Source organism: Maribacter luteocoastalis (assembly GCF_048890225.1).
In the GTDB taxonomy this organism is placed as follows: domain Bacteria; phylum Bacteroidota; class Bacteroidia; order Flavobacteriales; family Flavobacteriaceae; genus Maribacter; species Maribacter luteocoastalis.
Genome location: NZ_JBMFZG010000002.1, coordinates 22,747 through 46,564, shown reverse-complemented (window position 1 = coordinate 46,564; position 23,818 = coordinate 22,747). Strand labels below are relative to the sequence as shown.

Annotated in this window: 19 protein-coding genes; 10 read left to right on the top strand and 9 right to left on the bottom strand. The window is 35.3% G+C overall.

The features are described from left to right. Positions 1–62: 62 nt before the first annotated feature. From ACOCEA_RS04735 to ACOCEA_RS04725, 3 genes are all read left to right on the top strand, one after another. On the top strand, positions 63–2,114 hold the full coding sequence (locus ACOCEA_RS04735; protein ID WP_420755064.1) for an outer membrane protein assembly factor BamB family protein: 2,052 nt from the start codon (positions 63–65) through the stop codon (positions 2,112–2,114). Positions 2,115–2,165: 51 nt separating this feature from the next. After that, positions 2,166–3,644, top strand: coding sequence for an acyl-CoA synthetase (locus tag ACOCEA_RS04730; protein WP_420755063.1), 1,479 nt, complete (start codon positions 2,166–2,168; stop codon positions 3,642–3,644). 141 nt (positions 3,645–3,785) lie between these two features. After that, positions 3,786–5,312, top strand: coding sequence for a sodium:solute symporter family protein (locus ACOCEA_RS04725; protein ID WP_420755062.1), 1,527 nt, complete (start codon positions 3,786–3,788; stop codon positions 5,310–5,312). An 11-nt stretch (positions 5,313–5,323) separates the two neighbouring features. Here ACOCEA_RS04725 and ACOCEA_RS04720 read toward each other — a convergent pair whose 3' ends face one another. Next, entirely contained in the window at positions 5,324–6,514 is a 1,191-nt protein-coding gene (locus tag ACOCEA_RS04720) for a C40 family peptidase (protein ID WP_420755061.1), read from the bottom strand. A 91-nt stretch (positions 6,515–6,605) separates the two neighbouring features. On the opposite strand from ACOCEA_RS04720, the gene dcm reads away from it, so the two are divergent. From dcm to ACOCEA_RS04700, 4 genes are all read left to right on the top strand, one after another. Next, a complete protein-coding gene (gene dcm, locus ACOCEA_RS04715) occupies positions 6,606–7,832 on the top strand; it encodes a DNA (cytosine-5-)-methyltransferase (RefSeq protein ID WP_420755060.1) in 1,227 nt (408 codons plus the stop codon). A 5-nt stretch (positions 7,833–7,837) separates the two neighbouring features. Then, positions 7,838–8,452 (top strand): hypothetical protein, encoded by a 615-nt coding sequence (locus ACOCEA_RS04710; protein ID WP_420755059.1) that lies wholly within the window; start codon positions 7,838–7,840, stop codon positions 8,450–8,452. 71 nt (positions 8,453–8,523) lie between these two features. Further along, positions 8,524–9,639 (top strand): DUF2914 domain-containing protein, encoded by a 1,116-nt coding sequence (locus ACOCEA_RS04705; RefSeq protein WP_420755058.1) that lies wholly within the window; start codon positions 8,524–8,526, stop codon positions 9,637–9,639. Between the two features lie 92 nt (positions 9,640–9,731). Beyond that, entirely contained in the window at positions 9,732–10,106 is a 375-nt protein-coding gene (locus tag ACOCEA_RS04700; protein WP_420755057.1) for a hypothetical protein, read from the top strand. A gap of 160 nt (positions 10,107–10,266) precedes the next feature. On the opposite strand, the gene ACOCEA_RS04695 is transcribed toward ACOCEA_RS04700, so the two are convergent. From ACOCEA_RS04695 to rpiB, 3 genes are read right to left on the bottom strand one after another with little or no spacing between them, the layout of a single operon-like run. Further along, entirely contained in the window at positions 10,267–10,710 is a 444-nt protein-coding gene (locus tag ACOCEA_RS04695; RefSeq protein WP_420755056.1) for a GNAT family N-acetyltransferase, read from the bottom strand. Continuing rightward, positions 10,710–11,630 (bottom strand): cation diffusion facilitator family transporter, encoded by a 921-nt coding sequence (locus ACOCEA_RS04690; RefSeq protein WP_420755055.1) that lies wholly within the window; start codon positions 11,628–11,630, stop codon positions 10,710–10,712. The genes ACOCEA_RS04695 and ACOCEA_RS04690 overlap by 1 nt, the downstream gene beginning before the upstream one ends. A 7-nt stretch (positions 11,631–11,637) precedes the next feature. Next, positions 11,638–12,069 carry a ribose 5-phosphate isomerase B gene (rpiB, locus tag ACOCEA_RS04685; protein WP_420755054.1) on the bottom strand — a complete coding sequence of 144 codons (432 nt, stop codon included), beginning with the start codon at positions 12,067–12,069 and terminating at the stop codon, positions 11,638–11,640. Between the two features lie 643 nt (positions 12,070–12,712). Here rpiB and rnr point away from each other — a divergent pair. The 3 genes from rnr (at position 12,713) to ACOCEA_RS04670 (ending at position 16,332) form a co-directional block, all read left to right on the top strand. Continuing rightward, the gene (gene rnr, locus ACOCEA_RS04680) at positions 12,713–14,899 is read left to right on the top strand and encodes a ribonuclease R (RefSeq protein ID WP_420755053.1); all 2,187 of its coding nucleotides are present in this window, start codon (positions 12,713–12,715) and stop codon (positions 14,897–14,899) included. Positions 14,900–14,970: 71 nt separating this feature from the next. Beyond that, positions 14,971–15,648, top strand: coding sequence for a head GIN domain-containing protein (locus tag ACOCEA_RS04675; protein WP_420755052.1), 678 nt, complete (start codon positions 14,971–14,973; stop codon positions 15,646–15,648). A gap of 6 nt (positions 15,649–15,654) precedes the next feature. Further along, on the top strand, positions 15,655–16,332 hold the full coding sequence (locus ACOCEA_RS04670; RefSeq protein ID WP_420755051.1) for a LysE family translocator: 678 nt from the start codon (positions 15,655–15,657) through the stop codon (positions 16,330–16,332). A 54-nt stretch (positions 16,333–16,386) separates the two neighbouring features. On the opposite strand, the gene ACOCEA_RS04665 is transcribed toward ACOCEA_RS04670, so the two are convergent. The 5 genes from ACOCEA_RS04665 to ACOCEA_RS04645 form a co-directional block, all read right to left on the bottom strand. Further along, positions 16,387–16,893 (bottom strand): OmpH/Skp family outer membrane protein, encoded by a 507-nt coding sequence (locus ACOCEA_RS04665; protein ID WP_420755050.1) that lies wholly within the window; start codon positions 16,891–16,893, stop codon positions 16,387–16,389. A gap of 220 nt (positions 16,894–17,113) precedes the next feature. Continuing rightward, positions 17,114–17,956 (bottom strand): class I SAM-dependent methyltransferase, encoded by an 843-nt coding sequence (locus ACOCEA_RS04660; protein ID WP_420755049.1) that lies wholly within the window; start codon positions 17,954–17,956, stop codon positions 17,114–17,116. 71 nt (positions 17,957–18,027) lie between these two features. Beyond that, positions 18,028–19,896, bottom strand: coding sequence for a tRNA uridine-5-carboxymethylaminomethyl(34) synthesis enzyme MnmG (gene mnmG, locus ACOCEA_RS04655; RefSeq protein WP_420755048.1), 1,869 nt, complete (start codon positions 19,894–19,896; stop codon positions 18,028–18,030). Positions 19,897–19,902: 6 nt separating this feature from the next. Beyond that, positions 19,903–20,322 (bottom strand): rRNA maturation RNase YbeY, encoded by a 420-nt coding sequence (gene ybeY, locus ACOCEA_RS04650; protein WP_420755047.1) that lies wholly within the window; start codon positions 20,320–20,322, stop codon positions 19,903–19,905. Further along, positions 20,315–23,785, bottom strand: a complete 3,471-nt coding sequence (locus ACOCEA_RS04645; protein ID WP_420755046.1) for a coiled-coil domain-containing protein — start codon at positions 23,783–23,785, stop codon at positions 20,315–20,317. Before ACOCEA_RS04645 ends, ybeY begins: the two co-directional genes overlap by 8 nt. Positions 23,786–23,818 lie beyond the last annotated feature (33 nt).

Below are 23,818 nucleotides of genomic sequence, written 5' to 3'. Positions count from 1 at the left end.
GTAGTTTTTTTTTATGCCTAGTTATTTTTGGAGTATTCGTTAGTTGTTCAGACACGAAAAAAATGGACACCTCTAAAAATGAATATACTACATGGTCTTCCTATTTAGGCGACCCAGGCCGAAGTCATTTTTCAACATTATCTGAAATCACCCAAGAAAATGTAAGCCAGCTTAAAGTTGCTTGGGCTTATGAGGCACAAGACTGGGGGCAAATGCAAATGAACCCCATTATAATAGATTCTATACTGTATGGCGTTACCGCAGCACTACGTGTAATCGCTTTAAATGCGAGTACAGGTGAGGAACTTTGGCAATTTGGCGATTCGGTAAAAGTCTGGCATTCTACAAGTAGAGGTGTTTCCTATTGGGAAAAGGGCAATGATAAACGTATTTTATGTACAAGAGGGGCAAACTTATTTGCTTTGGACGCCTTAACCGGTAAACCAATTTCAAGCTTTGGAAATAATGGCAGTATAGATTTGCGCTCTGGTATGCCAGAAAGTGCAAAGGATAAATTTGTGATTTCAAATACGCCGGGAACCGTATTTAAAGATTTGATTGTAATGCCCTTGCGCATTTCAGAAGGTTCTGGCGCAGCCCCAGGAGACATTATGGCCTTTAATGTAGTAACGGGCAAATTAGAATGGATTTTTCACACGATTCCCCATCCAGGTGAGACCGGGTATGAAACGTGGAAAGACACTACAGCATATAAAAGTCCAATAATAGGTGCCGCCAACAATTGGGCAGGTATGGCAGTCGATAAAGAAGCCGAGATTATTTATGTCCCAACAGGCTCCGCCGCCCCAGATTTTTATGGAGGTGTACGTGAGGGCCAAAACTTATACTCAAATTCACTATTGGCACTTAATGCCAATACAGGAGAAAGAATATGGCATTTTCAATTTACCCATCATGATATTTGGGATCGTGATCCCCCAGCACCACCTAATCTGCTTTACGTTGAACGAAATGGTGAAAAAGTACCCGCTGTTGCCCAAGTAACGAAACAAGGCTATGTCTATGTGTTTAATAGGCTCAATGGAGAACCATTGTTTGATATTGAAGAAGTTGCAGTGCCCGCTTCTAACCTAAAGGGGGAATCAGCCTGGCCAACCCAACCAATTCCGGTAAAACCCAAACCTTTTGCCAGGGTGTCAGAACATCTAACCGAGAATGATATTAGTCCATTTGCAGAAAACAAGGACGAACTATTGGGACTATTTCAAAATGCCGAAAAACGCATGTATGCGCCGCCAAGTACATCGCCAACACTCTTATTGCCGGGATACGATGGGGCTGCTGAATGGGGCGGCGCATCAGCAGATCCAAATGATGGAATCATCTATGTGAATTCAAATGAAATGGCTTGGGTATTGCAAATGAAGGAGAATACAGTCGACAATAACGATAAGCCTTTAGGAGAGGCGCTGTACGGTAATTATTGTGTTAGTTGTCATCAATCAGATCGAAAAGGAAATAAGGATAGTGGGTTCCCATCGTTAATTGATATCGGATTGAAGAAAGAGAAATCAGAGGTTACCCATATTATTAAAAATGGAAAAGGGATGATGACAGGCTTTCCACAACTTTCTGACATTGAAACAAATGCCTTACTTCGATTTTTATATAATGAAGAGATACAACATACTATAATCGAAAATACATCAAAACCAGAAGTTGAGGCTGTGCCTTATAAGCATACTGGGTATACCAAGTTTTTAGATAGCAAAGGGCTTCCGGGAATAAATCCTCCTTGGGGAACAATGCATGCCATTGACTTAAACTCAGGTGAATATAAATGGTCTGTGCCTTTTGGGAGTACACCAGAGCTAGGTGAAAAAGGCGTTGGAACTGGAACCGAAAATTATGGGGGTGCGGTGGTAACACAAAACGGATTATTGTTTATTGCTGCAACTAGAGATGGTTTTTTTAGGGTCTTTGACAAAGGAACAGGAGCAATCTTATGGGAATTTGAATTGCCAGCTCCAGCTTTTGCAACCCCTGCAATGTATGAAGTAAATGGCAAACAATTTATAGCTATAGCATGTGGTGGTGAAAAACTAGGCACAAAAAAGGGTAATACAATTATTGCTTTTGCCCTAGAACCTTAACGAAAATTAATTCCTATTTGTAAAACCTATATTAAGACTTATATTTAACGCATGTTATCCATATTTGAACGCGCAGATAGGTTTAAGGATAGAAAAGCTATCCACTCCAATAATCAAGATTACACTTATGCAGACCTTATTACAGCTTCAAACGCTGTTGCTGCCAATTTGTTAAATGACGCTGTTGACCTAAACGAAGGTCGAATTACTTTTTTGGTTCCACCTTCATTTGAATACACTGCTGTTGAATGGGGCATATGGAAAGCGGGCGGCATAGCTGTTCCCTTATGCGTGTTGCACCCATTACCATCTATCCAATACGTTTTGGAAGATACCCAAGCAGAGGTTGTTATTGCACACGAAGATTTTATTGGGTTCTTAAAACCATTAGAGTCTGTTCTTGGTGTAACATTGGTTACTTTGGAAAGTATCCTTAAGCAAAACTCCAAAGCGATGCCAAAATTGGAGCCAAGCCGTAGAGCAATGATATTATATACCAGTGGCACTACAAGCAAACCTAAAGGTGTGGTAACAACCCATGGCAACATAGAGGCTCAAATAACAACCTTGGTAAATGCTTGGGAATGGGAAAAAGATGATTACATTTTAAATATATTACCATTGCACCATGTTCACGGCATTATAAATGTTATGAGTTGTGCTCTTTGGAGTGGTGCCTGTTGTGAGTTCTTGCCCAAGTTCGATGCGGAAAAGGTTTGGGATATTATTAAATCTGGCAGACTTACCTTATTTATGGCCGTGCCGACGATATATTATAAATTAATTTCTTTCTGGGAAAGCACAAATGAAAAAGAACAAGCAGAACTGTCGGAAGCTGCCTCTAAATTACGCCTTATGGTTTCTGGTTCGGCGGCATTGCCTGTTCCTGTTCTTGAAAAATGGAGGAGCATTTCTAACCAGACCCTTTTAGAGCGTTACGGCATGACCGAAATTGGAATGGGCCTTTCCAACTCCTACCGTGGGGAGCGTAGACCAGGCCATGTAGGTTTACCATTACCAGGTGTTGAAATGCGCTTGGTTGATTCCAATAATCATGAAGTAAAGGAAAACGAGCCGGGGGAGTTCCAAATTAAAGGCCCAAGTGTGTTTAAGGAATACTGGCAAAAGCCCGAGGCAACACAAAAAGCATTTACAGAGGACGGATGGTTCATTACAGGAGATATTGGTATGCTCAATAATGGACTTTATAAAATTCTAGGCAGGGACAGTGTTGACATTATTAAATCTGGTGGTTATAAAATATCGGCTCTGGAAATAGAGGACATACTACGTAAACACGAGCAAATAAATGACTGTGCTGTAGTTGGTTTGCCTGATGAGGAATGGGGCGAGCTTATAGCGGCCTGTATTGTTTCTCCTTCCAGTGAATTGGATACCAAAGCACTTTCTAAATGGATTAAAACCCAAATGCCGGCATATAAAACTCCTAGAAAGTATGTGTTGGTCAAAGAACTCCCTAGAAATGTGTTGGGAAAAGTCACTAAAAACGAAGTCAAAAAACTATTTTAACCAAACCAAATAACAACGAAAAATGGATCTACTCACATGGTTCCCGTATCTTGGGATTTTAGTATTGGTAATTGCCAATGCCATACTTGTTGCCAAAAGAAAAATTACCGTTGACAATAATGACCATAACCCAGAACACTAATGGATTATTTTTTCGAACATTATGTAACGCTTATCTTAACGACAATCTATGTGGGTGGATGCCTATATATTGGTTGGTTTTTTAAAAAAAAGGCTTCTCAAGGTGTTGAAGGTTTTTATGTGGCTAAACGTGAAATACCAGGATGGGTGATTTCTTTGGCGTTTTTCTCAACCTCTGCAAGCACCAATACTTATATAGGCCAAGCCGGAAAATCTTTTGAATACGGATTATCATGGGCTTGGATGGGTTTAATTTGGACCTTCTTCTGCATTATTTCATGGCAGTTGCTTGGGCCCAAAATGCGATTCCAAACAGCGCGATTAAAATCGTTTACCATACCAGATTATTTTCATTTAAGATATAAGAGCAACTTGGCAAAAAGCATACGGGTGCTTTCTGCTGTTATTATCCTTTTTGCCACCCTTTGGTACATGATTGGTATTGCAAAGGGTTGCGCGCATGTGTTAACCGCTGTTTTGGATATCCCCTATGAATACGGGTCATTTGCCATTATTGCCGTTACCTGCGCATATACAATTTGGGGGGGGATGTATAGTGTTCTTTGGACCGATGCCCTTCAAGGAATTATAATGTTCGGTGTTGCTATTTTAATGCTTGCCATACCATTTGTATATGTTGGGGGGGTAGACCAGCTTTTTGAAGCCATATCAACTACTGAGCATTTAACTAAATCTGGCACACCTATTAAATCCGGCCTGGTAACCTTTGGTGAACTTGTTTCCTTCCTGTACATAATAGGAATTGGACTAGCTGTAGGTATGAAACAAATATCAGAGCCCAAAAACTTAATACGTTTCTATTCTATCAACAATGCAAAAAGCATGAGATTCGCCATGATTTGGACACCTGTGTTTTTAGGGATTTCCTTAGTTTGTGTAATGGGGCTTGGAGCTTTGGTTCATGGAATGGCGTCTATTGATGAGGCAAACTACTTGATTAACCATACGGATGAAGTAGTTGGTTTTATGTTGGATAAGTTTGATAACAAGCTTGTAAGCGGTATTTGTGTAGCGGGATTGTTTGCGGCGGGAATGTCCTCTCTGGCATCGGTAATTATTATTATTGGAACTGCGTTTGTAAAAGACATCTGGCATGTTGCCAAACCCATGGAAGAGTCTAAAATTATTCCTAGAACCAAATGGTTTATGGGTATCTATTGCGTTATCGTTTTCTTAATGACATTGTATCCTATGGCAGGTATTGTGGAGCTGACCGCATTTGCCGGTGCAGTTTTTGCGGCTAGTTTTTTTCCTGCTATTTTTGGGGGTCTGTATTTAAAATGGGGGACAGACCTTGGGGCTATGGCATCTATGATTATGGGCATGTTGACCAATATTGTGTGGCGCTTTGTTTTTCGCTTTAATTATGATGCCCTTAAAGATATTCATGAAGTTATACCAGCATTTATTATTGCTATGTTAACCTATATTATTGTTAGCTTACTTAGCAAAAACAGACAGCCAGACGCTGCACATTTAGCAAATTTATTCGATGTTAAAAACTAATGGAACAGACGCTAATTAGCATTATTAAAAGTGAAACTTTTTTGTAAGTTAATTAAGGCTTCATCTTCTTCATTAAGCATTCTGTTAGACCTTAAGTAACGGTTATAATTATACTCATCAAAATTTGAGGCATTTTTATCCATACTGCTTATGCGTACCATTTCAGAGGCGTGAATATATTCATTATTACCTATCCACATTCCTACATGCACCACTTTTTCCGCAGTAGAATCAGTTGCCTTTCTTCCAAAAAAGAGAAGATCTCCTTTCTCTAGTGCGTCAAAATTTCGAGTGGAATCTATAGGTTTTCCGGTATGTACTTGTTGGGAGGCATCCCTTGGGATAATCATCCCATTTAAAAAATAAACTGTTTTTGTAAACCCACTGCAGTCCATTCCTTTGGTTGAAGTACCTCCCCATAAATAAGGCACACCCATAAAGGTTTTGGAAGTGGAGACCAAATCCTCCTTTTTGGTTTTTAGGTTTTCTAACCATGTGTCATAAACTTCGGCATCCTCTTTTAATACAAAAGCCTGTCTGCCGTCTGGAAACTTTACTTGAAAGGCATTATCCCCATAATTAACAATTTCTAACACACTGCCGGCAACCAAATCAGATACACGTTCCTTACTCTCAAGGTCTAGAAAAGCATGACCATACGTTTTGGTGTAAATGATTTTGTCATTTTGTTTCCATTGTTTCAACCGGTCATCTTCCACTGGTGTAATTCCCCCCGCATCTACCCAAGCCAAATAGTTATCCGGTGTTTGAATATAGTACCAGTCACCTTCTTTTTTCCAAATTTTCAAGGGTGTGCCAAGGGTGGCCTGTGTTGCCAATTCAGCAGAGTGTTTTGGATTACTTCTCAGATTCGCAACTGATATAGTTACCAATCCATTGGTCCTATCACCTAGTGAAACCGCTGGTAGAACCTGTATACTGTCAATAATTTTAATGGTGGCATCTAGAAGGTCTTTTCTAAGTTTTGCCACGGCTTCAGGCAAGTTGCTTTCGCCCTTAAGGGTATAGTTGTTATGCTGTTTTGACGCTTCAATAGCAAATAAGGCAATCCGTTTGTCTGGTGCATATTCCAATTGTACTCTGTCAATAATTTCCTGAACTTCGCTCAAATCATTAGTTGTGGTCTTACATCCTATAAATAAGAGCGTCACAAGAACAATGGTTAGTTTTCTAAAGTACATTTTTTAGGTTTTAGGTAAAAATAAGAAATAGGGACAACTTGTGTCCATTTGTAGTTGGATCTAGCCGTTAAAATTGGCTAAATTAGCATACATGGAAAAACTTAAGGTCATAGAGCTTTTTGCTGGGGTAGGTGGATTTCGTTTGGGCTTAGAACAAGCTCGTGGGTATGAAGTGGTGTGGAGCAACCAATGGGAACCGAGCACCAAAACCCAACATGCTTCCATGGTGTATGAGGCCAGGTTTGGGCCAGAAAACCACAGTAACTCCGATATTTCTGAGGTTGAGACCAAAAATATCCCAGAGGCAGATCTTTTGGTTGGTGGGTTTCCTTGTCAAGATTATTCTGTGGCAACAACCTTACAAAACTCAAAAGGGTTAATTGGCAAAAAAGGAGTGCTTTGGTGGAGCATTCATAAAATCCTTTCTGAAATGAAAAATCCGCCTAAATATCTTTTCCTTGAAAATGTAGATCGTTTACTCAAATCACCCTCTAACCAACGTGGCCGTGATTTTGCTATTATGCTAAAAAGCTTGGATGAATTGGGATACGCCGTAGAATGGCGGGTAATCAACGCTGCAGAATATGGTATGCCACAAAGAAGAAGGCGTATATTTTTCATTGGCTACCACAAAAGCACCCCAATTTATAAAGAAATTAAAAAAATAAAGGCAGCAATCTGGTTGCATCATAACGGCATAATTGCCAAAGCATTTCCCGTAGCAAACACTTCACAAAGTGGCAGTTCTTTTTCCATAGAAGAAGATCTAATAACCATATCCAACACTTTTAATAAGGGTGAAAAACTATCCCCATTCATGAATACCGGTCTATTTATTGAAGGCAAGGTGCATACACACAAAACAAGTGCTGTCTATGATGGCAAGAAAACGGTTTTGGGTGATATCCTACAAAGTGAAACAGTTTCAGATGATTTTCTTATACCTAATAAGGATATAGAAAAATGGACATACTTAAAAGGGGCAAAAAAAGAAATCCGTACTTCAAAAAACGGATTTACCTATAATTATAGTGAGGGCGGCATGATCTTTCCAGATGCGCTTGACAATGCCTCTAGAACCATAATCACTGGAGAAGGTGGTAAAAGCCCGTCGCGATTTAAACATGTGGTACCATCCAAAAAAGGTTTGCGAAGATTGACACCTATTGAGCTTGAACGGCTAAATATGTTTCCCGACAACCATACCCATTTAGAAGGCATTACGGATACTAAAAGAGCCTTTTTCATGGGTAATGCACTTGTGGTTGGGGTAGTTCAAAAAATTGCTGAAAAACTTTATGATACTATCAATTCCTAAATCCCGTGACACTAAAAAGCTCTTTTAATTCTGATCTAAAAAAAGAGCAACGTCTTACCTTGTTGTTGGATACCTATTATCATAAAAACCTAAATCATTATTATTTTAAGCGTGTTTCTGAAATTAAACTGCAATTGGCCGGTATAGATGTCATATTTGTACATAAAACAACCGGAGAGTCATTTAATATTGATGAAAAGGCGCAATTAGATTATATTAATGAAGATCTTCCAACCTTTGCCTTTGAAATAAACTACCACAAAAAAGGGAGGCTTAAAAAAGGTTGGCTTTTTGATTTGGATAAACAAACCCAGTTTTATGCCTTAATTACCGGAATATATGAAGATGAGCCTACCGTTTTTACCTCTTGTAAAATCACATTGGTAAATAGAGAAAAGTTACTGGACTTTCTTTCTAAACGCAAAATACAGCCTAAAACACTCAATAAATATATTGATGGGAACAAAGAATTGAATGGGAAATGCCCCATAAAAGAATTAAATCAAAGAAGCGAAGGTTACCTTTATCTATCAAGAAAAAACAAAGCAGAAAAGCCGGTAAACTTAGTGTTGAAATTAGATTTTTTAATTGAAAATGATATCGCGAAAAGGCTTGCATAATAGTATGCGAATTACTTTTAATACTCTTTTGCTGGTAAAATTTACAGTGTTAAATATCGATTGTTTAATAAATGAAACGAGCCTTAGTAAAATTTAGAAATAGTGCTTTTAGAGCATTTATTCGTAAATATGAAAAATATGCGCCAATTTTCTTTTTTATTGGTGGATTTATATTTGATACCCTAACCCTTGGGCGAATAGACCGTACTTATGATCTTATAGTGCTATGTCTTCACATGACTTCTCTCAGTGTTACACTATACTTATATAATTTAATGGATGATAATAAATGGAAAAACACTTTCTTAGAACGTTATGAAGAATATTTTCCTCTGGCCATACAGTTTTTCTTTGGGGGTTTGTCTAGTGCTTATGTTGTCTATTTTTCAAGAACCGTTTCCCTTTCTAAAACGGCAACCTTTTTTGTTATTCTTGTAATCCTACTTTTTGCCAATGAATTTCTAAAAAAAAGAATCTCTAACAAGTATCTACAATTTGGAGTGTACTTTTTTTTAAGTTTTACCTTCTTTACGTTTATGGTTCCTGTTTTTATAAAAGAAATGAGCACCAAAATATTTCTAATTTCTGGTTTTGTTAGTTTAGCGATCACGCTATCGTTGATTGGTTTTACTTACTGGAAAAGCAGAAGCACTAGAGAGGAAATCCAAATTTGGAAGCTATTTGGTATTATCGTTTTAATATATGCACTTATTAATACGTTCTACTTTTTTCGCTTAATACCCCCAGTGCCTTTAGCAATGGATCAAGGTATTGTAGCTCACAATATTACATTGGAAAACAACAAATATGTGGTTAGCTTCGAAACAAATGAATGGTATGTTTTTTGGCGAAATCATAGAATTAAATATGTGTATGGGCCTAATGAAAATGTTTATGTGTTTACATCAATATTTGCGCCAACCAATTTAGAAAAATCCATAGTACACCGTTGGAAATGGTTTAACGAGGAAACTTCTGAATGGAAAATAATAGAAGATATTGGGTATGAGATTACGGGTGGCCGTGACAATGGATATAGGGGTTATACCTATAAAAACAATGTGAAAAAAGGCGAGTGGAAAGTTGAAGTAATTACTAATGAAGAATTGGTTATAGGCGTAGTTGATTTTGAAATAGTAACGAGCCCGACCTTAAAGCCCAAAAGTTTAAAAGTAAGGCAATTCTAAAGGATAAATAGCACCTCTCTGGTTATCGTTAAAAGCTTGTTAATCAACACTAAAAATTTGGATTTGTGCTATTTTATATTATTTTATTAGGTATGATAAAAATAGACAAGTCAGAAAACACAGCCTTTTTAGAAAAATCAATTCATCATTTAGAAGCCACGGGGTTTGAAAATATTAAAGCCGACATGGAAGGTTATGAAACCCCAAAATCATATACAAGAAAAGGTACTGAAGTAAAAATTACTCCTGATATAGTGGCTGTAAAAAATGGAAGAAAATACTTTTTTGATATCAGTCTAAAATCAGAAAAACCAAGATTATTAAAAACCAAATGGTTGTTTTTAGACACTTTAAGCCGTATGAATTCCAACAGATTTAGAATTATTACCACTAGGGGCCATTATAAATTTACGGATATGATGTTAGAGGATATTAACCTAACTAACAAAGAGCCCATTAAAATTTAACCTTAAGAGATATTTATAAAATTAAAAGAGGCTGTCTAAAAAACCTAAAATTAGAACTGCTGTCATATCGAGCACAGTCGAGATTTATTGAAAATCAAAGGCTTATAGTTCTCGACTGCGCTCGAACAGACAACAAAAAAGGTTTTTTAGACAGCCTCTTTTAATTTAACAACATTCCTATATGGGGAATACCGTCTTCCAGATAACTCTCGCCAAACTGAATGAAGCCTAAATCATTATAAAATTTCTTTAGATATAATTGGGCAGATATTTTTATGTCAGTTTGATTAAATAGATTGTTTATTGCTTTTATGGAGGCTTCCATAATTACTTTTCCATATCCAAATTTCCTGTAGTTAAAATCTACCACGACCCTACCAATACTTGCCTCATTAAAATAATCGCCAGAATCAAAAATTCTAGTATACGCTACTAATTTTCCGTCATGCCTTCCTAGAATATGAATGGCTTTTTTATCTTTTCCATCCATATCCTGGTATACACAATCCTGTTCAACTACAAATACGGCACTTCTCAATTGTAAAATATGATATAGTTCCTCTAGTTCTAACTCACTAAATTTTTTTATACTTGTTTCTAACATTAATATTGTGCTATTATATGACTACTGTCACATTTACCAAACTCTGGTTGAATGTTTACATGGTTAATACCGTGTTTATGATAAACTTCCTCTTCTATTTGTTCTAATATCGCGTCAAATTGTGATAGCCTAATATCTTCTGTAAAATCTATATGTGCCTCTAAATGAACTTGATCTTCATTTAATTGCCATATATGTACATGGTGTACGTTTTTTATAGGTTTTATTTTGGTAATAGTATCCACAATATGTTGTACTTGTATGGTATTTGGGGTAAACAACATTAAAACACTTGTAGAATCTTTTAAAAGATCATACCCCATATAAATTAAATAAAGGGCTATAGCTAAGGTTAACAAAGGATCAACCCAATATAACTGGTAAAATTTCATTAAAAGGCCACCAATAAAAACTGCTACGGAAGCCATCATGTCCGTTAATAAATGAAGATATGCAGATTTCATGTTCATATTACTTTGAGCATCTTTTTTAAGTAATAAAACACTAAAACCATTAGCGACAATTCCAACCAAGGACAACCAAATAACTATTGAGGATTCTATTTCTTCTGGAGTAATAAGGCGTTCAATGGCTTCTTTGATAAGTATTATAGCCACGACTATTAAGGTAGCAGAATTTACGAATGCAGCTATAATTTCAGCTCTTTTATAGCCAAAGGTTTTGTTGGTAGAAGCTTTCTTTTTTGAAAGGACATTTGCAATATAACTCACAATTAAAGAAAGGACATCACTGAAATTATGGAGAGCATCGGATAATAACGCAAGACTTCCAGAAATGAGGCCACCTATTACTTGGGAAACAGTAATGAGTATATTTAATGAAATTGATAATATTAAATTCTTCCCGGTTGCTTTAGGGTGATGATGTCCAGTGGAATGGTGATGATGTCCGTGCCCCATAATTAGGCTATTTACAAGGTATCTTTTCTATTCTTCTCTCGTGTCTACCACCTTCAAATTCTGTACTTAAAAAAGTACTGACCATTTCTAAAGCTTGTGGTAAGGAAATATATCTAGCGGGTAAGCTTAAAATATTAGCATCATTATGTTCTCTTGCCAAACCAACTATTTCTTTGGTCCAACACAGTGCCGCTCTAACTTTTTGATGCTTGTTTGCCGTCATGGATGCTCCATTTCCGCTTCCACAGACTATTATACCACAATCTACATTGCCTTCTGAAACGTCTTGGGCAACAGGATGTACAAAATCTGGGTAATCAACACTATCCGTACCATCGGTACCGTAGTTAATTACTTCTATATCCTTAGATTTTAATAAACCAATTATAGCAAGTTTATACTCTGTTCCAGCATGGTCATTACCTATAGCTATTTTCATCTGTTTACTTTTTTGTTCAAATTTAATTATTGATGTTGGGGAACACTTATTAAATCATAACAAATGTACAACATCCACTAGTTCACCACAAAAATTAGGTGCCTGACAACTTTTTGTAAAATATCAAGGTTTAAAGTTGTTCATTAGTAGATTAAATACCTTGTTAACTTCTGTAAAAAATGTTAAGAAATATTTAAAGAATTATTTGTGAATTCTAAAAGAGATTTGGTATTAACTTTTTATTTCTATCTCGCTAATATTAATATAAGAACTAGTTAAATGCTTTTAAAGATTAAGTTGTTCTTAGTTAACATTAAAATTATAATTACTTATCAAAAAAAACATGTTTAAATGGGTTATCAACTATTTCTGATAACTATTTAAATTAACTGATTATCAATAGTATTAAATACTTATAAGTTGTCAATAAGTATTCATATCCCACAAAATCAAGTATATTACAATTAAGTTATTACATATATTAACAAGCTATCATAATCATCATATTTTATTTTAAATTCTAAAAAAGAAATAAGTATATATATATAATGTTGATAACGAAGGTTGATAATAGATTATGTTCAGTTTAGCAGAGAGATGTAGTGGATTATAATTCGTAATTTTCCAATAAATAGAAATTTTAATGTCGAATAGAAATAAGAAGGCGAAGAACCATAGAAAGAATGAAATTACCAAGGGCATATTTACTGTTTTAGAAAAAGAACCTTCTAAGACCTTTAATTATAAACAAATTGCTGCGAAAATTGGGATAACAGATGTCCAGGATAGAAATATACTTATTCAAAGACTTACGCAATTAAAGGAAAAGAAACGTATTAGAGAAGTGTCACGAGGGAGTTACCAGGTTTTAGATGATGTTAAAACATATCATACCGGTGTTGTAGATTTAACCAGTAAAGGACATGCATATATTGTTGTAGAGGGTTTAGATGATGATGTTTTTGTACCCGCGAACAAACTAAATAAGGCGTTTCATAAAGATACCGTAGAAGTATATATCTATCCATCCAAGAAAGGAAAAAAATTAGAGGGTGAAGTTCATAAAATTAGTAAACGATATAAAACCACTTTTGTTGGTATTGTTGATATGCAAAAGACTTTTGCTTTTGTAAGACCTAGTGATTTTAGAATGTACACTGATATTTTTGTTTCATCGGACAAGTTAAAAGGTGCAGAAGATGGGGATAAGGTGATAGTTGAAATTTTAGAATGGCCAAATGATGTAGATTCCCCTTTTGGAAGGATAACTGAAGTTTTAGGAAAACCTGGGGAACATGACACTGAAATCCATGCTATTTTAGCAGAATATGGTTTACCCTATGAATTTCCTACAGAAGTCCAACGTTTTGCCGATCAATTAGATACTGGTATTAAGGACGATGAAATAGCAAAAAGAAGGGATTTACGTGAGGTCTTAACTTTTACCATTGATCCAAAAGATGCGAAAGATTTTGATGATGCCTTGTCGTTTACAAAACTTGATAATGGAAACTTTGAGATTGGAATCCATATTGCCGATGTATCGCACTATGTATTGGAAAATACTATATTGGATGATGAGGCTTATGAAAGGGCAACTTCGGTATATCTTGTAGATAGGGTGGTACCAATGCTACCGGAAGTATTATCTAATAATGCTTGTTCTTTAAGACCAAATGAAGAAAAATATACTTTTTCTGCTGTTTTTGAGCTAGATAGTAATGCAATTATAAAGAATCAATGGTTTGGAAGAACTGTAATAAATTCCAATGAACGATTTGCTTATGAAGAGGCGCAGTATATAATTGAAACTGGAGGAAACGAAATACCTGAGGATATATCTATTAGGAGTGGAGCTTATAAGGTTTCAAAAGATGTTGTAGAGGCAACCTTAACAATGGATAAATTAGCTAAAACCATGCGTTCTAAAAGAATGAATCAAGGTGCTATTTCTTTTGATAAGGTAGAGGTAAGATTTAATCTAAATGAAAAGAATGAACCAATAAGTGTTTATTTTAAGGAAGCTAAGGATGCTAATAAATTAATAGAGGAATTTATGTTATTAGCGAATAGAAAAGTAGCAGAATTTATTGGCAAACAAAAGAATAAGACCTTTGTATATCGTGTTCATGATGATCCGGACGAGGATAAGTTAATAGCTCTTAATGGAATTGTTTCTAGATTTGGTCATAAATTGGATTTTAAGGATAAGAAGTCAATAAGCGCTTCTTTAAATAAGTTGTTGGAAGATGTAAAAGGTCAAAAGGAACAAAATTTAGTTGATACTTTGGCAATCCGTAGTATGAGTAAGGCAATTTATACCATAGACAATATTGGTCATTATGGTCTTGCGTTTGATTATTATACGCATTTCACTTCTCCAATTCGGCGGTACCCTGATGTTATGGTGCATCGTTTATTACAACATTATCTAGATGGTGGAAAATCTGCTAATGCTGAGGCCTATGAAACAAAGTGCAAACATTCCTCAGATATGGAAGGATTAGCTTCAAGTGCGGAAAGGGATTCTATAAAGTATATGCAGATTAAATTTATGCAAGATCATCAAGATAGAGAATTTGTAGGAGTTATAAGTGGAGTTACGGAATGGGGTATATATGTAGAGATTATTGAAAATAAGTGTGAGGGAATGGTTCGTATTCGAGACATAAAAGGAGATTATTATATCTTTGATGAGAAGCAGTATGCCATTATTGGTGAACGGACTAAAAAAACATATCAATTAGGTGATGAAGTAATTGTAATGGTAAAGAATACAGATTTAGTAAAACGCCATTTAGATTTTTCATTACTAGGTAAGAACGAATAATTTTTTGGAATGGATTTTGTTTTATACGGCACTAATAATTTTTATCCATAAAAGAATTCTAAATCAAGGAAATGAAACATTTAGTATTACTACTGTTTTTTATGGGTTGTGTATGCATAACTGCACAAGACAACCAAGTAGTACAAGAACTTGATAATTTCAACCAATTGAAGGGTTTTGATGGTTTATCTATAAACTTGATAATGGCTTCTGAGAACAAGGCTGTAATTACAGGTGAAAATACTGATAAGGTTGCGATTGTTAATAATGATGGTATACTAAAAATAAGAATGCAAATAGGAAAAATATTTAGTGGTTATAAAACTTTTGTTGATTTGTATTACACAGATAGGTTACTTGTAATCGATGTTAATGAAGATGCAAGAATTACTTCAAATGAAATTATAGAGCAAGATATTCTAGAATTAAAGGCACAAGAAGGTGGTGAAATAGTGGTTTCTGCAGATGTAGAACAAATGTTAATTAAATCGGTTTCTGGGGGAGTTATAAGAACCAAAGGTACCGCAGATTTACAAGATGTTCAAATAAATACAGGTGGGGTCTATGAAGGTGAAAATTTCAAAACTAAATTTTCAACAATTAATGTAAACGCGGGTTCTAGGGCTGAGATATATGCTAGTGATTACGTAAAAGCTTCAGTAAAGGCAGGGGGTGAAGTTCTTGTTTTTGGCAATCCATTAAAGTTGGAAGAAAAAACTGTATTTGGTGGTAGTATTAAGAGAATGTAGTATTAAATGATTGAAGATGTACAGGCAGCTATTCCTTTAGGCTTTTTACTAAGTTTTATGATTGGTCCTGTGTTTTTTGTACTCTTGGAGACGAGTGTATTGAAAGGGTTTCGTGCTGCTCTGGTTTTTGATATTGGTGTGGTTTTAGCTGATGTTTTATTTATAATAGCGGCTTATTTTAGTAGTTATCAATTACTTGAAAATTTAAGCAATCAGCCCGGTTTATATGTTTTTGGAGGAGCTATTTTATTGGTATATGGGATTACAATTTTTTTTAAACACAATACTAAACGAGCTGAAAAAGTAGATATTAAATTAAATAGGGGAGGATATTTAAGTCTTTTTGTAAAAGGTTTTTTACTTAATTTTATTAATATAGGTGTTCTCGTTTTTTGGCTTGGTATTATTATAATTGTAGGCCCTAGCCTAGATAATGAGCCGGTAAGGATTAGGGTGTTCTTTACTAGTATGTTGTTAGCATATTTTATAACTGACATTGTTAAAATTTTATTAGCTAAGCAGTTGAAGAAGAAACTTACCAGAGGACGTATTCAGTTAGTAAAAAAAGTAGTTGGTGTGTTACTGGTTATTTGTGGTGTAGTTCTTATGATTAAAGGTTTTTTACCTAAGGATAAGTTTACCATTGAAAAGGGAATAGAGAAAATAGAGAATATTACAAAATAATGAATACAAAAAAGACCGTCATTGACGGTCTTTTTTTTTGATTAGTGATATAAATTATTTCTTGTATTTTTCGTTTAGAAGTTTAACTATTTGATCGGTAATATTATTTGTTTCCTTACCATATAGTACGCTTCCACCTTCTCCACCGCCAAGTATAAAAGAATATCCATTTGCTTTTCCGTAAGTTTCTATTTCTTTTTTAACTTTACGTATTACACTATCCATTTCTGTTTGTCCGGCCATTTGTAATTGTTGATCTTCTTGTTGAAGTTGTTGTCCTATTAATTGACCTTTTTGTTGAAATTGACCATATTCTTCTTGGGCTTTTTGTTGAGACATAGTTTGAGCCTTTACTTGAAAGGCCTGCGCTTCAATTTGAAAAGCCTGCGAAATACTATCTCTCTTTTTTGTTAAGGCATCTGCCTTAACTTTAAATTTAGCTTCAATATCAATTTTTTCTTGATAGTCATTCATTAGTTTGACATTATCTACAAAACCTATTTTTTCTTGTTGACAGGATGTTGCTATAATTAGTGTTAGTGCAAAGAATATTTTTTTCATTTTTTCATTTTTTAAGTTGGGCAAAAGTAACAAAGCTTTTTAACACGGCTTTTAATTTTTGGATTTAAGTTGTTTGTGATTTTATTGTATAACAATATCTTATACTTATTTTATTTTGTATTTATTTTTATTATACTTTAAGCTTGTTTTAAGCTTGTTTTAAGGCAGCTTCTCTTTAATTAATAGCTTTCATTCGTTTATTATTTTAAACACCATAAAATTAACTATAGGAGTTTTTTTTCTTTTTTATTATATAAATAAGAGAAGAATGTTCTTTAGTATGCAATGCTTTTAAATTTGATAGTAATCCATAATAGAAAGCTTTTAAATAAGCAAAAGAATGATGTTGATATTTTTCTGATAGTAGTGCCACATAAAAGGAATCAAATATCATTGGTTTTATTTTAATAATTTCTAAGTTGTGTTTCTTAAATAGTTTGTGAATAGATGTTTTTGAAAAGTGCCATAAATGTCGTGGAACGTCATAAGCTGCCCAGTATTTATTATATTTTTTAGCATCATATGACTTATAATTAGGCACGGCTATTATCAGGGTGCCATTATCTTCTAAAGATTCAATGATTTTTTGTATATCCTTTTCTAGATTTGGTAAATGTTCTAATACATGCCATAGAGTTATTATGTTAAACTGTTGTTTGGATAGTAGGTTAAGGTTTGGTTGTAACTCCATTCCTTTTTGTTTGGCTTTTTCTCTTGCTATAGGATTTGGTTCAACACCAGTTACTAGCCATTTGCTTTTTTTTGCTTTAATTAAAAAATCAGCTGTCCCCGCACCTATATCTAACAAGGTTTTGTTTTTTGACGCATAATTGTTGATAAGCCTTGTTTTCTTGTTTAAACTATAGTTTTTTATTATATGATAGATTTTGTCTATTAAGTTTTTAGTGTTATCCGAATGTGAAATATAATTTGTAGAGTCGTAGTATTCAGATATGTCTTTTGGTTGTGGGTGGGTTACAAGCATATCAAGTTCTTGGTCATACAACAACTCAAACTCATCATTTGTAAAGAAGTAGTCTTTTGTTTTTAAGTACGTCTTCATTATATTATTGCTCTGATTTAACTAGCTATTTGTAGTTATTAATAAGATTGTTCCACGTGGAACAATTGTGTTTATCTTCCCATAAAAACGAGAAGCACGCTAATATCGCTGGGTGTAACGCCACTAATTCTTGAAGCTTGGGATATGGTTGCGGGTTGTATCTTGGATAGTTTCTCCCGCGCCTCAAAAGACAATGATTTAAGTTTGGAGTAATCAAAGTTGTGTGGAATCTTTACAGCTTCTAATCTATGTAGTTTGTCTGCATTTACTTTTTCCTTTGCAATATATCCAGCATATTTAACTTGAACTTCTGCCTGCTCTAAAATCTCGTTGTCTAATTGATTTTGTTCAATATAAGAAGTAACAGTGTCAAGCGTTTTCATGTGGTCCATAGTAACATTTGGTCTTGAGAATAGCTTAAACATTTTATCCGATTGCTTAATTAACGACGATTTTATCTCCTCTAATACCGGATTTATTTCTTCGGGCAATACACTTGTTTCTTTAAAGAATTTTACAAAATTATCAGACTTAGAAAGTTTTTCTTCCATTCTTTTAAGTCGATCTTCTTTCGCTAGCCCTAGTGCATATGATTTAGGTGTAAGGCGTAAATCAGCATTGTCTTGCCTCAGCAATGTTCGGTATTCTGCTCTAGAAGTAAACATACGATAGGGCTCCTCTGTTCCTTTTGTAATCAAATCATCAATTAAAACACCGATATATGCCTCATCTCTTTTTAGGATAAATGATTCCTTTTCATTGATTTTTAAATGTGCGTTAATTCCAGCCATCAGCCCTTGAGAGGCAGCCTCTTCATACCCGGTAGTTCCATTTATTTGACCTGCAAAATAAAGGTTGTTGATTAGCTTTGTTTCTAAGGTGTGTTTTAATTGCGTTGGCGGAAAATAGTCATATTCTATTGCGTATCCTGGTCTAAAGAATTTTACCTTTTCAAAACCGACTACAGAACGAAGTGCTTTAAATTGAACATCTTCTGGAAGTGAAGTTGAAAAACCGTTTACATATACCTCTACAGTATCCCAGCCTTCAGGCTCAATGAACATTTGGTGGCTGTCCTTGTCGGCGAATCGGTTTATCTTGTCCTCTATGGACGGGCAATATCTTGGTCCTAAACTTTTAATTCTTCCATTAAACATTGGTGACCTGTCAAAACCCTCGCGCAATAGATCATGTACTATGGTGCTGGTATGGGTCATATAGCAATCGCGTTGTGAACTTAATGTTTTTGTGTTCGTATACGAGAACTTTTCGGGAATAGTGTCACCTGGTTGTACTATCATTTTCGTATAGTCTAAGGACCTGCCATCAACCCTTGGTGGAGTACCTGTTTTCATTCTTCCACTTTCGAAACCTAATGCTGTTAATTGTTCGGTTATTCCTGTAGCTGCCTTTTCCCCTGCTCTTCCACCGCCAAATTGTTTTTCACCAATATGTATAAGTCCATTTAAGAATGTGCCATTGGTTAGGACAACGGATCTTCCTTTTATTTCTATACCTAAAGATGTCTTTACACCAATTACCGTATTTCCCTCTATCACTAAACCCGAAACCATTTCTTGATAAAAATCCACATTTGGCGTTCGCTCTAGAGCTAACCTCCACTCTTCTGCAAATCGCATTCGGTCATTTTGGGCACGTGGACTCCACATCGCTGGACCTTTGGACTTGTTCAGCATCTTAAATTGTATGGCAGACTTGTCCGTTATAATCCCGCTATAGCCTCCAAGCGCGTCAATTTCACGAACAATTTGGCCTTTTGCAATTCCTCCCATAGCCGGGTTACAAGACATCTGGCCAATGGTTTGTAAGTTCATGGTAACCAATAGTGTTTTAGAGCCCATGTTTGCTGCCGCCGCCGCCGCTTCAGCTCCTGCGTGGCCACCTCCTACTACTATAACATCGTAAATTTCTCCAAACATAATTTTCTATTGTTCCACGTGGAACAGTTTTATTTTTTCTTCTTCCTTAGCGCGCATTTCTGCAACGTGTTTTTCGTCTTTATCCTTATAGCCCATTAAGTGTAAAATACCGTGAGCCATCACCCTTAATAATTCGTTTTCAAAAGACACATTAAACTGTAGGCTATTTTCCTTTACCCGTTCTATTGAAATGTAGATATCTCCAGATAGTGTTTTGCCTGTAGTATAATCAAAAGTGATAATGTCTGTATAGGTGTCATGTTGTAGATATCTTTTATTGATGTCTAACAAATATTCGTCATCACAGAAAATATAATTCAAATCTCCTAATTCAAATGATTCCGAATCACAAATCTTGTTAAGCCAGACTTCGTGTTTATTGGAATCTTTAATTTCAAATCTGGTCTCGTAATGAAAATTAATCATTGGTTTTAAAATATTCTTTCACTTTGTTTTGAAAATTTTGGCGCAAAGGTAAGGCTTGTCTGTTTAAAATTTCCACCTCATTACGATAATTATCTAATAATGAGGGTTTAGTGGTAATTGGATTGTTGAAGTCCTTTTTATTGCTATTACTTTCGCGTTCAGATTTATTACCCTGCTTTAACGCGGCATTTTCTAATTTAAGCAACTCGTATTGTATGTTATTTGCCTTAGTTATCGTGCGCTGCGTAATGCCATTTTCCAAGAGGTCGTTTTCAAAATCTTCCATTTGTTTCACAAGCTTTTCCCCTAATTTTCTATCTCCAGAATTAAGCATGTTTTCTAGCTGTTCCTCCAATGCTTGGCGCAAACGCTGTTGTTCTTGATAAATCTCATAGATTTCCTTTAGGTCATTTTCGGATAAACCCCCTTGCCCAGTATTGTTACCGTTTCCACCTCCCCCACTATCTTGGCCCTCGCCATTTCTGCCTGTTCCATTAGTACCATCTTCACCCTGGCTATTTCTGCCTTCTTTAGCACCATTGCTGTTTTGTTCACCCTCACCTTTACCCTCTGAACCAGATTGTCCTTTTTTTCCTTCTCCTTTTCCTCCAGACTTCCCTTCTTTGCCAGACTTCCCTGAGTTGCCCATTTTCTCTCCCAAAGATTCTTGCCCTTGTATAATATCTGGTAATTGAAAACCACCCTGGCTTTCACCTGAGCCTTTGCCCATTTGCATACTTTCTTGCATATTCTCTAGAACAGTAGCTAAAAAATCTGCTAAGCTGTTTGAAGCTGTCAATACATATTTTTGATATGATACTCCTTGATATATTTGTCCTTCGGCCATACTTTCCAAGGACTTGTCAATGTTATAATAGACTTCTGTAATTTGTTCATTAACAAATTCTGACAGTTCTGCTTGACGCAAAGAAAGCGAAAAAAGACTATCATCTACATGCTCAAATAAACCCCGCAATTCCTTTTGATCTCGGACAGTTTTGGAATATTGAGAAACGTCTTCTTCTTGTTGTTCGCTAAGCTTATCAAACAAATGTTCTTGCTTAAATGAGAAAATAATCAAGTTATCTAGAATCTGGCGCAACATTTCAGCATCTTCTGCCGTAGAAGAACTTCCATCCCCGCCAGAAGAAGATTGACTTAATTCTTCGCTCATTTCTTTCATCTTTTGTGCGGCGTTTTTTTGTTTTCCTTTAGCTGAAGCAGCTTGTTTTTCGCTTTCTTCTGATTCCAAAGACTGCTCTTTTCCAACATGTTTTTTAATTTGCTCAAGGGCTTCTTCTTGATTTTTTTGGACGCCTTTTATCTTAGATTGATCTATCTTTAACTCTATTGGCTTTTTTAAATCATTGTTGTCTTTCTCCAGCTCGTCTAATTCTTTCGTTATTTCATCAAAGTTGGAGTTCATTTTCCCCTGTTCTTTTTCTAAAAAGTCGGACTCTAAGTTTAACTCAGACAATATTTCTTGTTTTTCAGCTAGTTTTTCTAAATCCTTTGCCAATTGTGCAGCTTTTTCAGTAACATAATAACGCTTGGTAAGCTCAACCAACTGTTCCAGACTACGTTCAGAATTTTGTTGTTTCTTACCCAAATCTTCAAGTCGCTTGCTTAGTTCTTCCTTGTTTATTTTATCAGCTATCTTATTTAGCTCGTCCAATAATTGCTCATTCTTTTTGGCCTCTATTTCTTGTCGCTCCAATCGTTCTTGTAATAACTGGTTTAGCGTATCGTCTTTGTTGCTTTTTTGTAAATTTTCTTTTAGCTCTTTACTAAACTTTTGCATCAATTGTTCTTGGAGTTCTTGTTTCTTAAGAAAATCCTTTACCTGATTTTTATCGTTAAAGTTTAAAGTGGATTTTTCTTTTTGTTCCGTGTTTATTTGTTCCAAGACATCCTTTTGTTCTTTTGCTCTTTCTAAAGATTTGTCTAGCTCGTTTAATAAGGACTCTTGTGTTTGTAACTCTTTGTTTTTCAGTTGGTTATTATCTAATAATGTGTGTTTAAAGACCTGACTTTTAGTGATTTTACCACCATGTAGGGCGTCATTATCAGTTACTACAAAATAAAATTCATAGTTTTTTCCAGCATCAATGTCCATCCCAGATGGAAAGGTATAGTAGAACTGACTAAAATTATTTTCTGGTGATAGAAGTGAAATTCGTTGCGCTTGTTCTTCGTTATTGGTTTCATAATACACCACGTCTATTTTTTGTAAGCCATAATCATCGGAAGCTTCGCCGGTATAATAAGAAACATTGGGATTTAAGGAGTCTAAAACCTGATCCACTTTAATAGCGGGAAAAGCATCTTTGATAACTTTTAATTTGTATGCCAACCGTTCAAAATCTGCAATATTCTTGTTTGAAGTTGTTAACTCATAGTTTAAGTTGGAATATATTCTTTTACTATGTTCAAAGCTGTTCAGTGTTTTTAGAAAACTTATGACAGTATCTGTGCAAACTAGTTGAACTTGATCGGTGTCTTCGCTTATAATTTCCCATGTTACTTTTGTGCCTTCTGGCACTATCACATTCCCGGTGCTTTTTAGAATTTCGTTTGGTTTTTTGATGTAAGACGGATAGTCTAATGAAACCTTAAAATCTACAATTGTTGGCACTTTTAGAGCAGTTAGCTGATAGGGTTTGGAAACAACCTCGTTTCCCTTAAAATTAAAAGTAACACTGGTTAGTGGTGGGGATAAGGTATATTGATATATGCTATTCTTTTCCTCTAATAGAATTGCTTTTCCATCAAGCACAATATATACCTGTTCTGGTTTTACAGCTCCTTTTGTGGTGACTTGAAACGTAAAGGTCTTGCTTTCTATCACTTTTAAATCGCGGGAAAGCAACTCAAAAGTAAAAGGGGCTGGGGGTTCATAGGCTAAATCATAGTTGACTACGCGTTCGTATGAGCCAAAAAATGAACTCCAATTACCAGAAAGCCATAAGGTGAGGATAATGAGTAGTGGCACTGTTCCATATTTGGCATATCTGTATGCATCTTTATAGGTAATGGCGTTCTTAAACGGAATGGGATTCAATTGTTCTGAACGTTGTTTAATGCTTGCCAATAAAAGTTCAGATTTTTTTTCGTGATTGGCAAGGTCTAATAAATTAAGGAGCTTATCCCCTACTTCAGGAAAATGTTTGCCAATCATTATCGCGGCATCCTTGGATGTGATGCCTCTTTTTATTCTAAACAAATAAAATAGTGGGGTTAAAATATATTTGAACAAAAAAAACAATTCAACACTTATAATCATAAGTAATAACACCAACCTGCCAGCCGAACTTAGCCAAAGCGCATACTCAACGCCCATAACCGCTAAAAAAAACAATACTCCAAAAGCAAAAAAAAGTAGTATTCCCTTAATTAGTTTTTGGGTATAATGTTTACGTACAAAGTCGTTTAGTTTGCTTAAAATGTTGTTATAGGACTGCAAATGCGTTTTTTATATACCAAGATAGGAGTAATT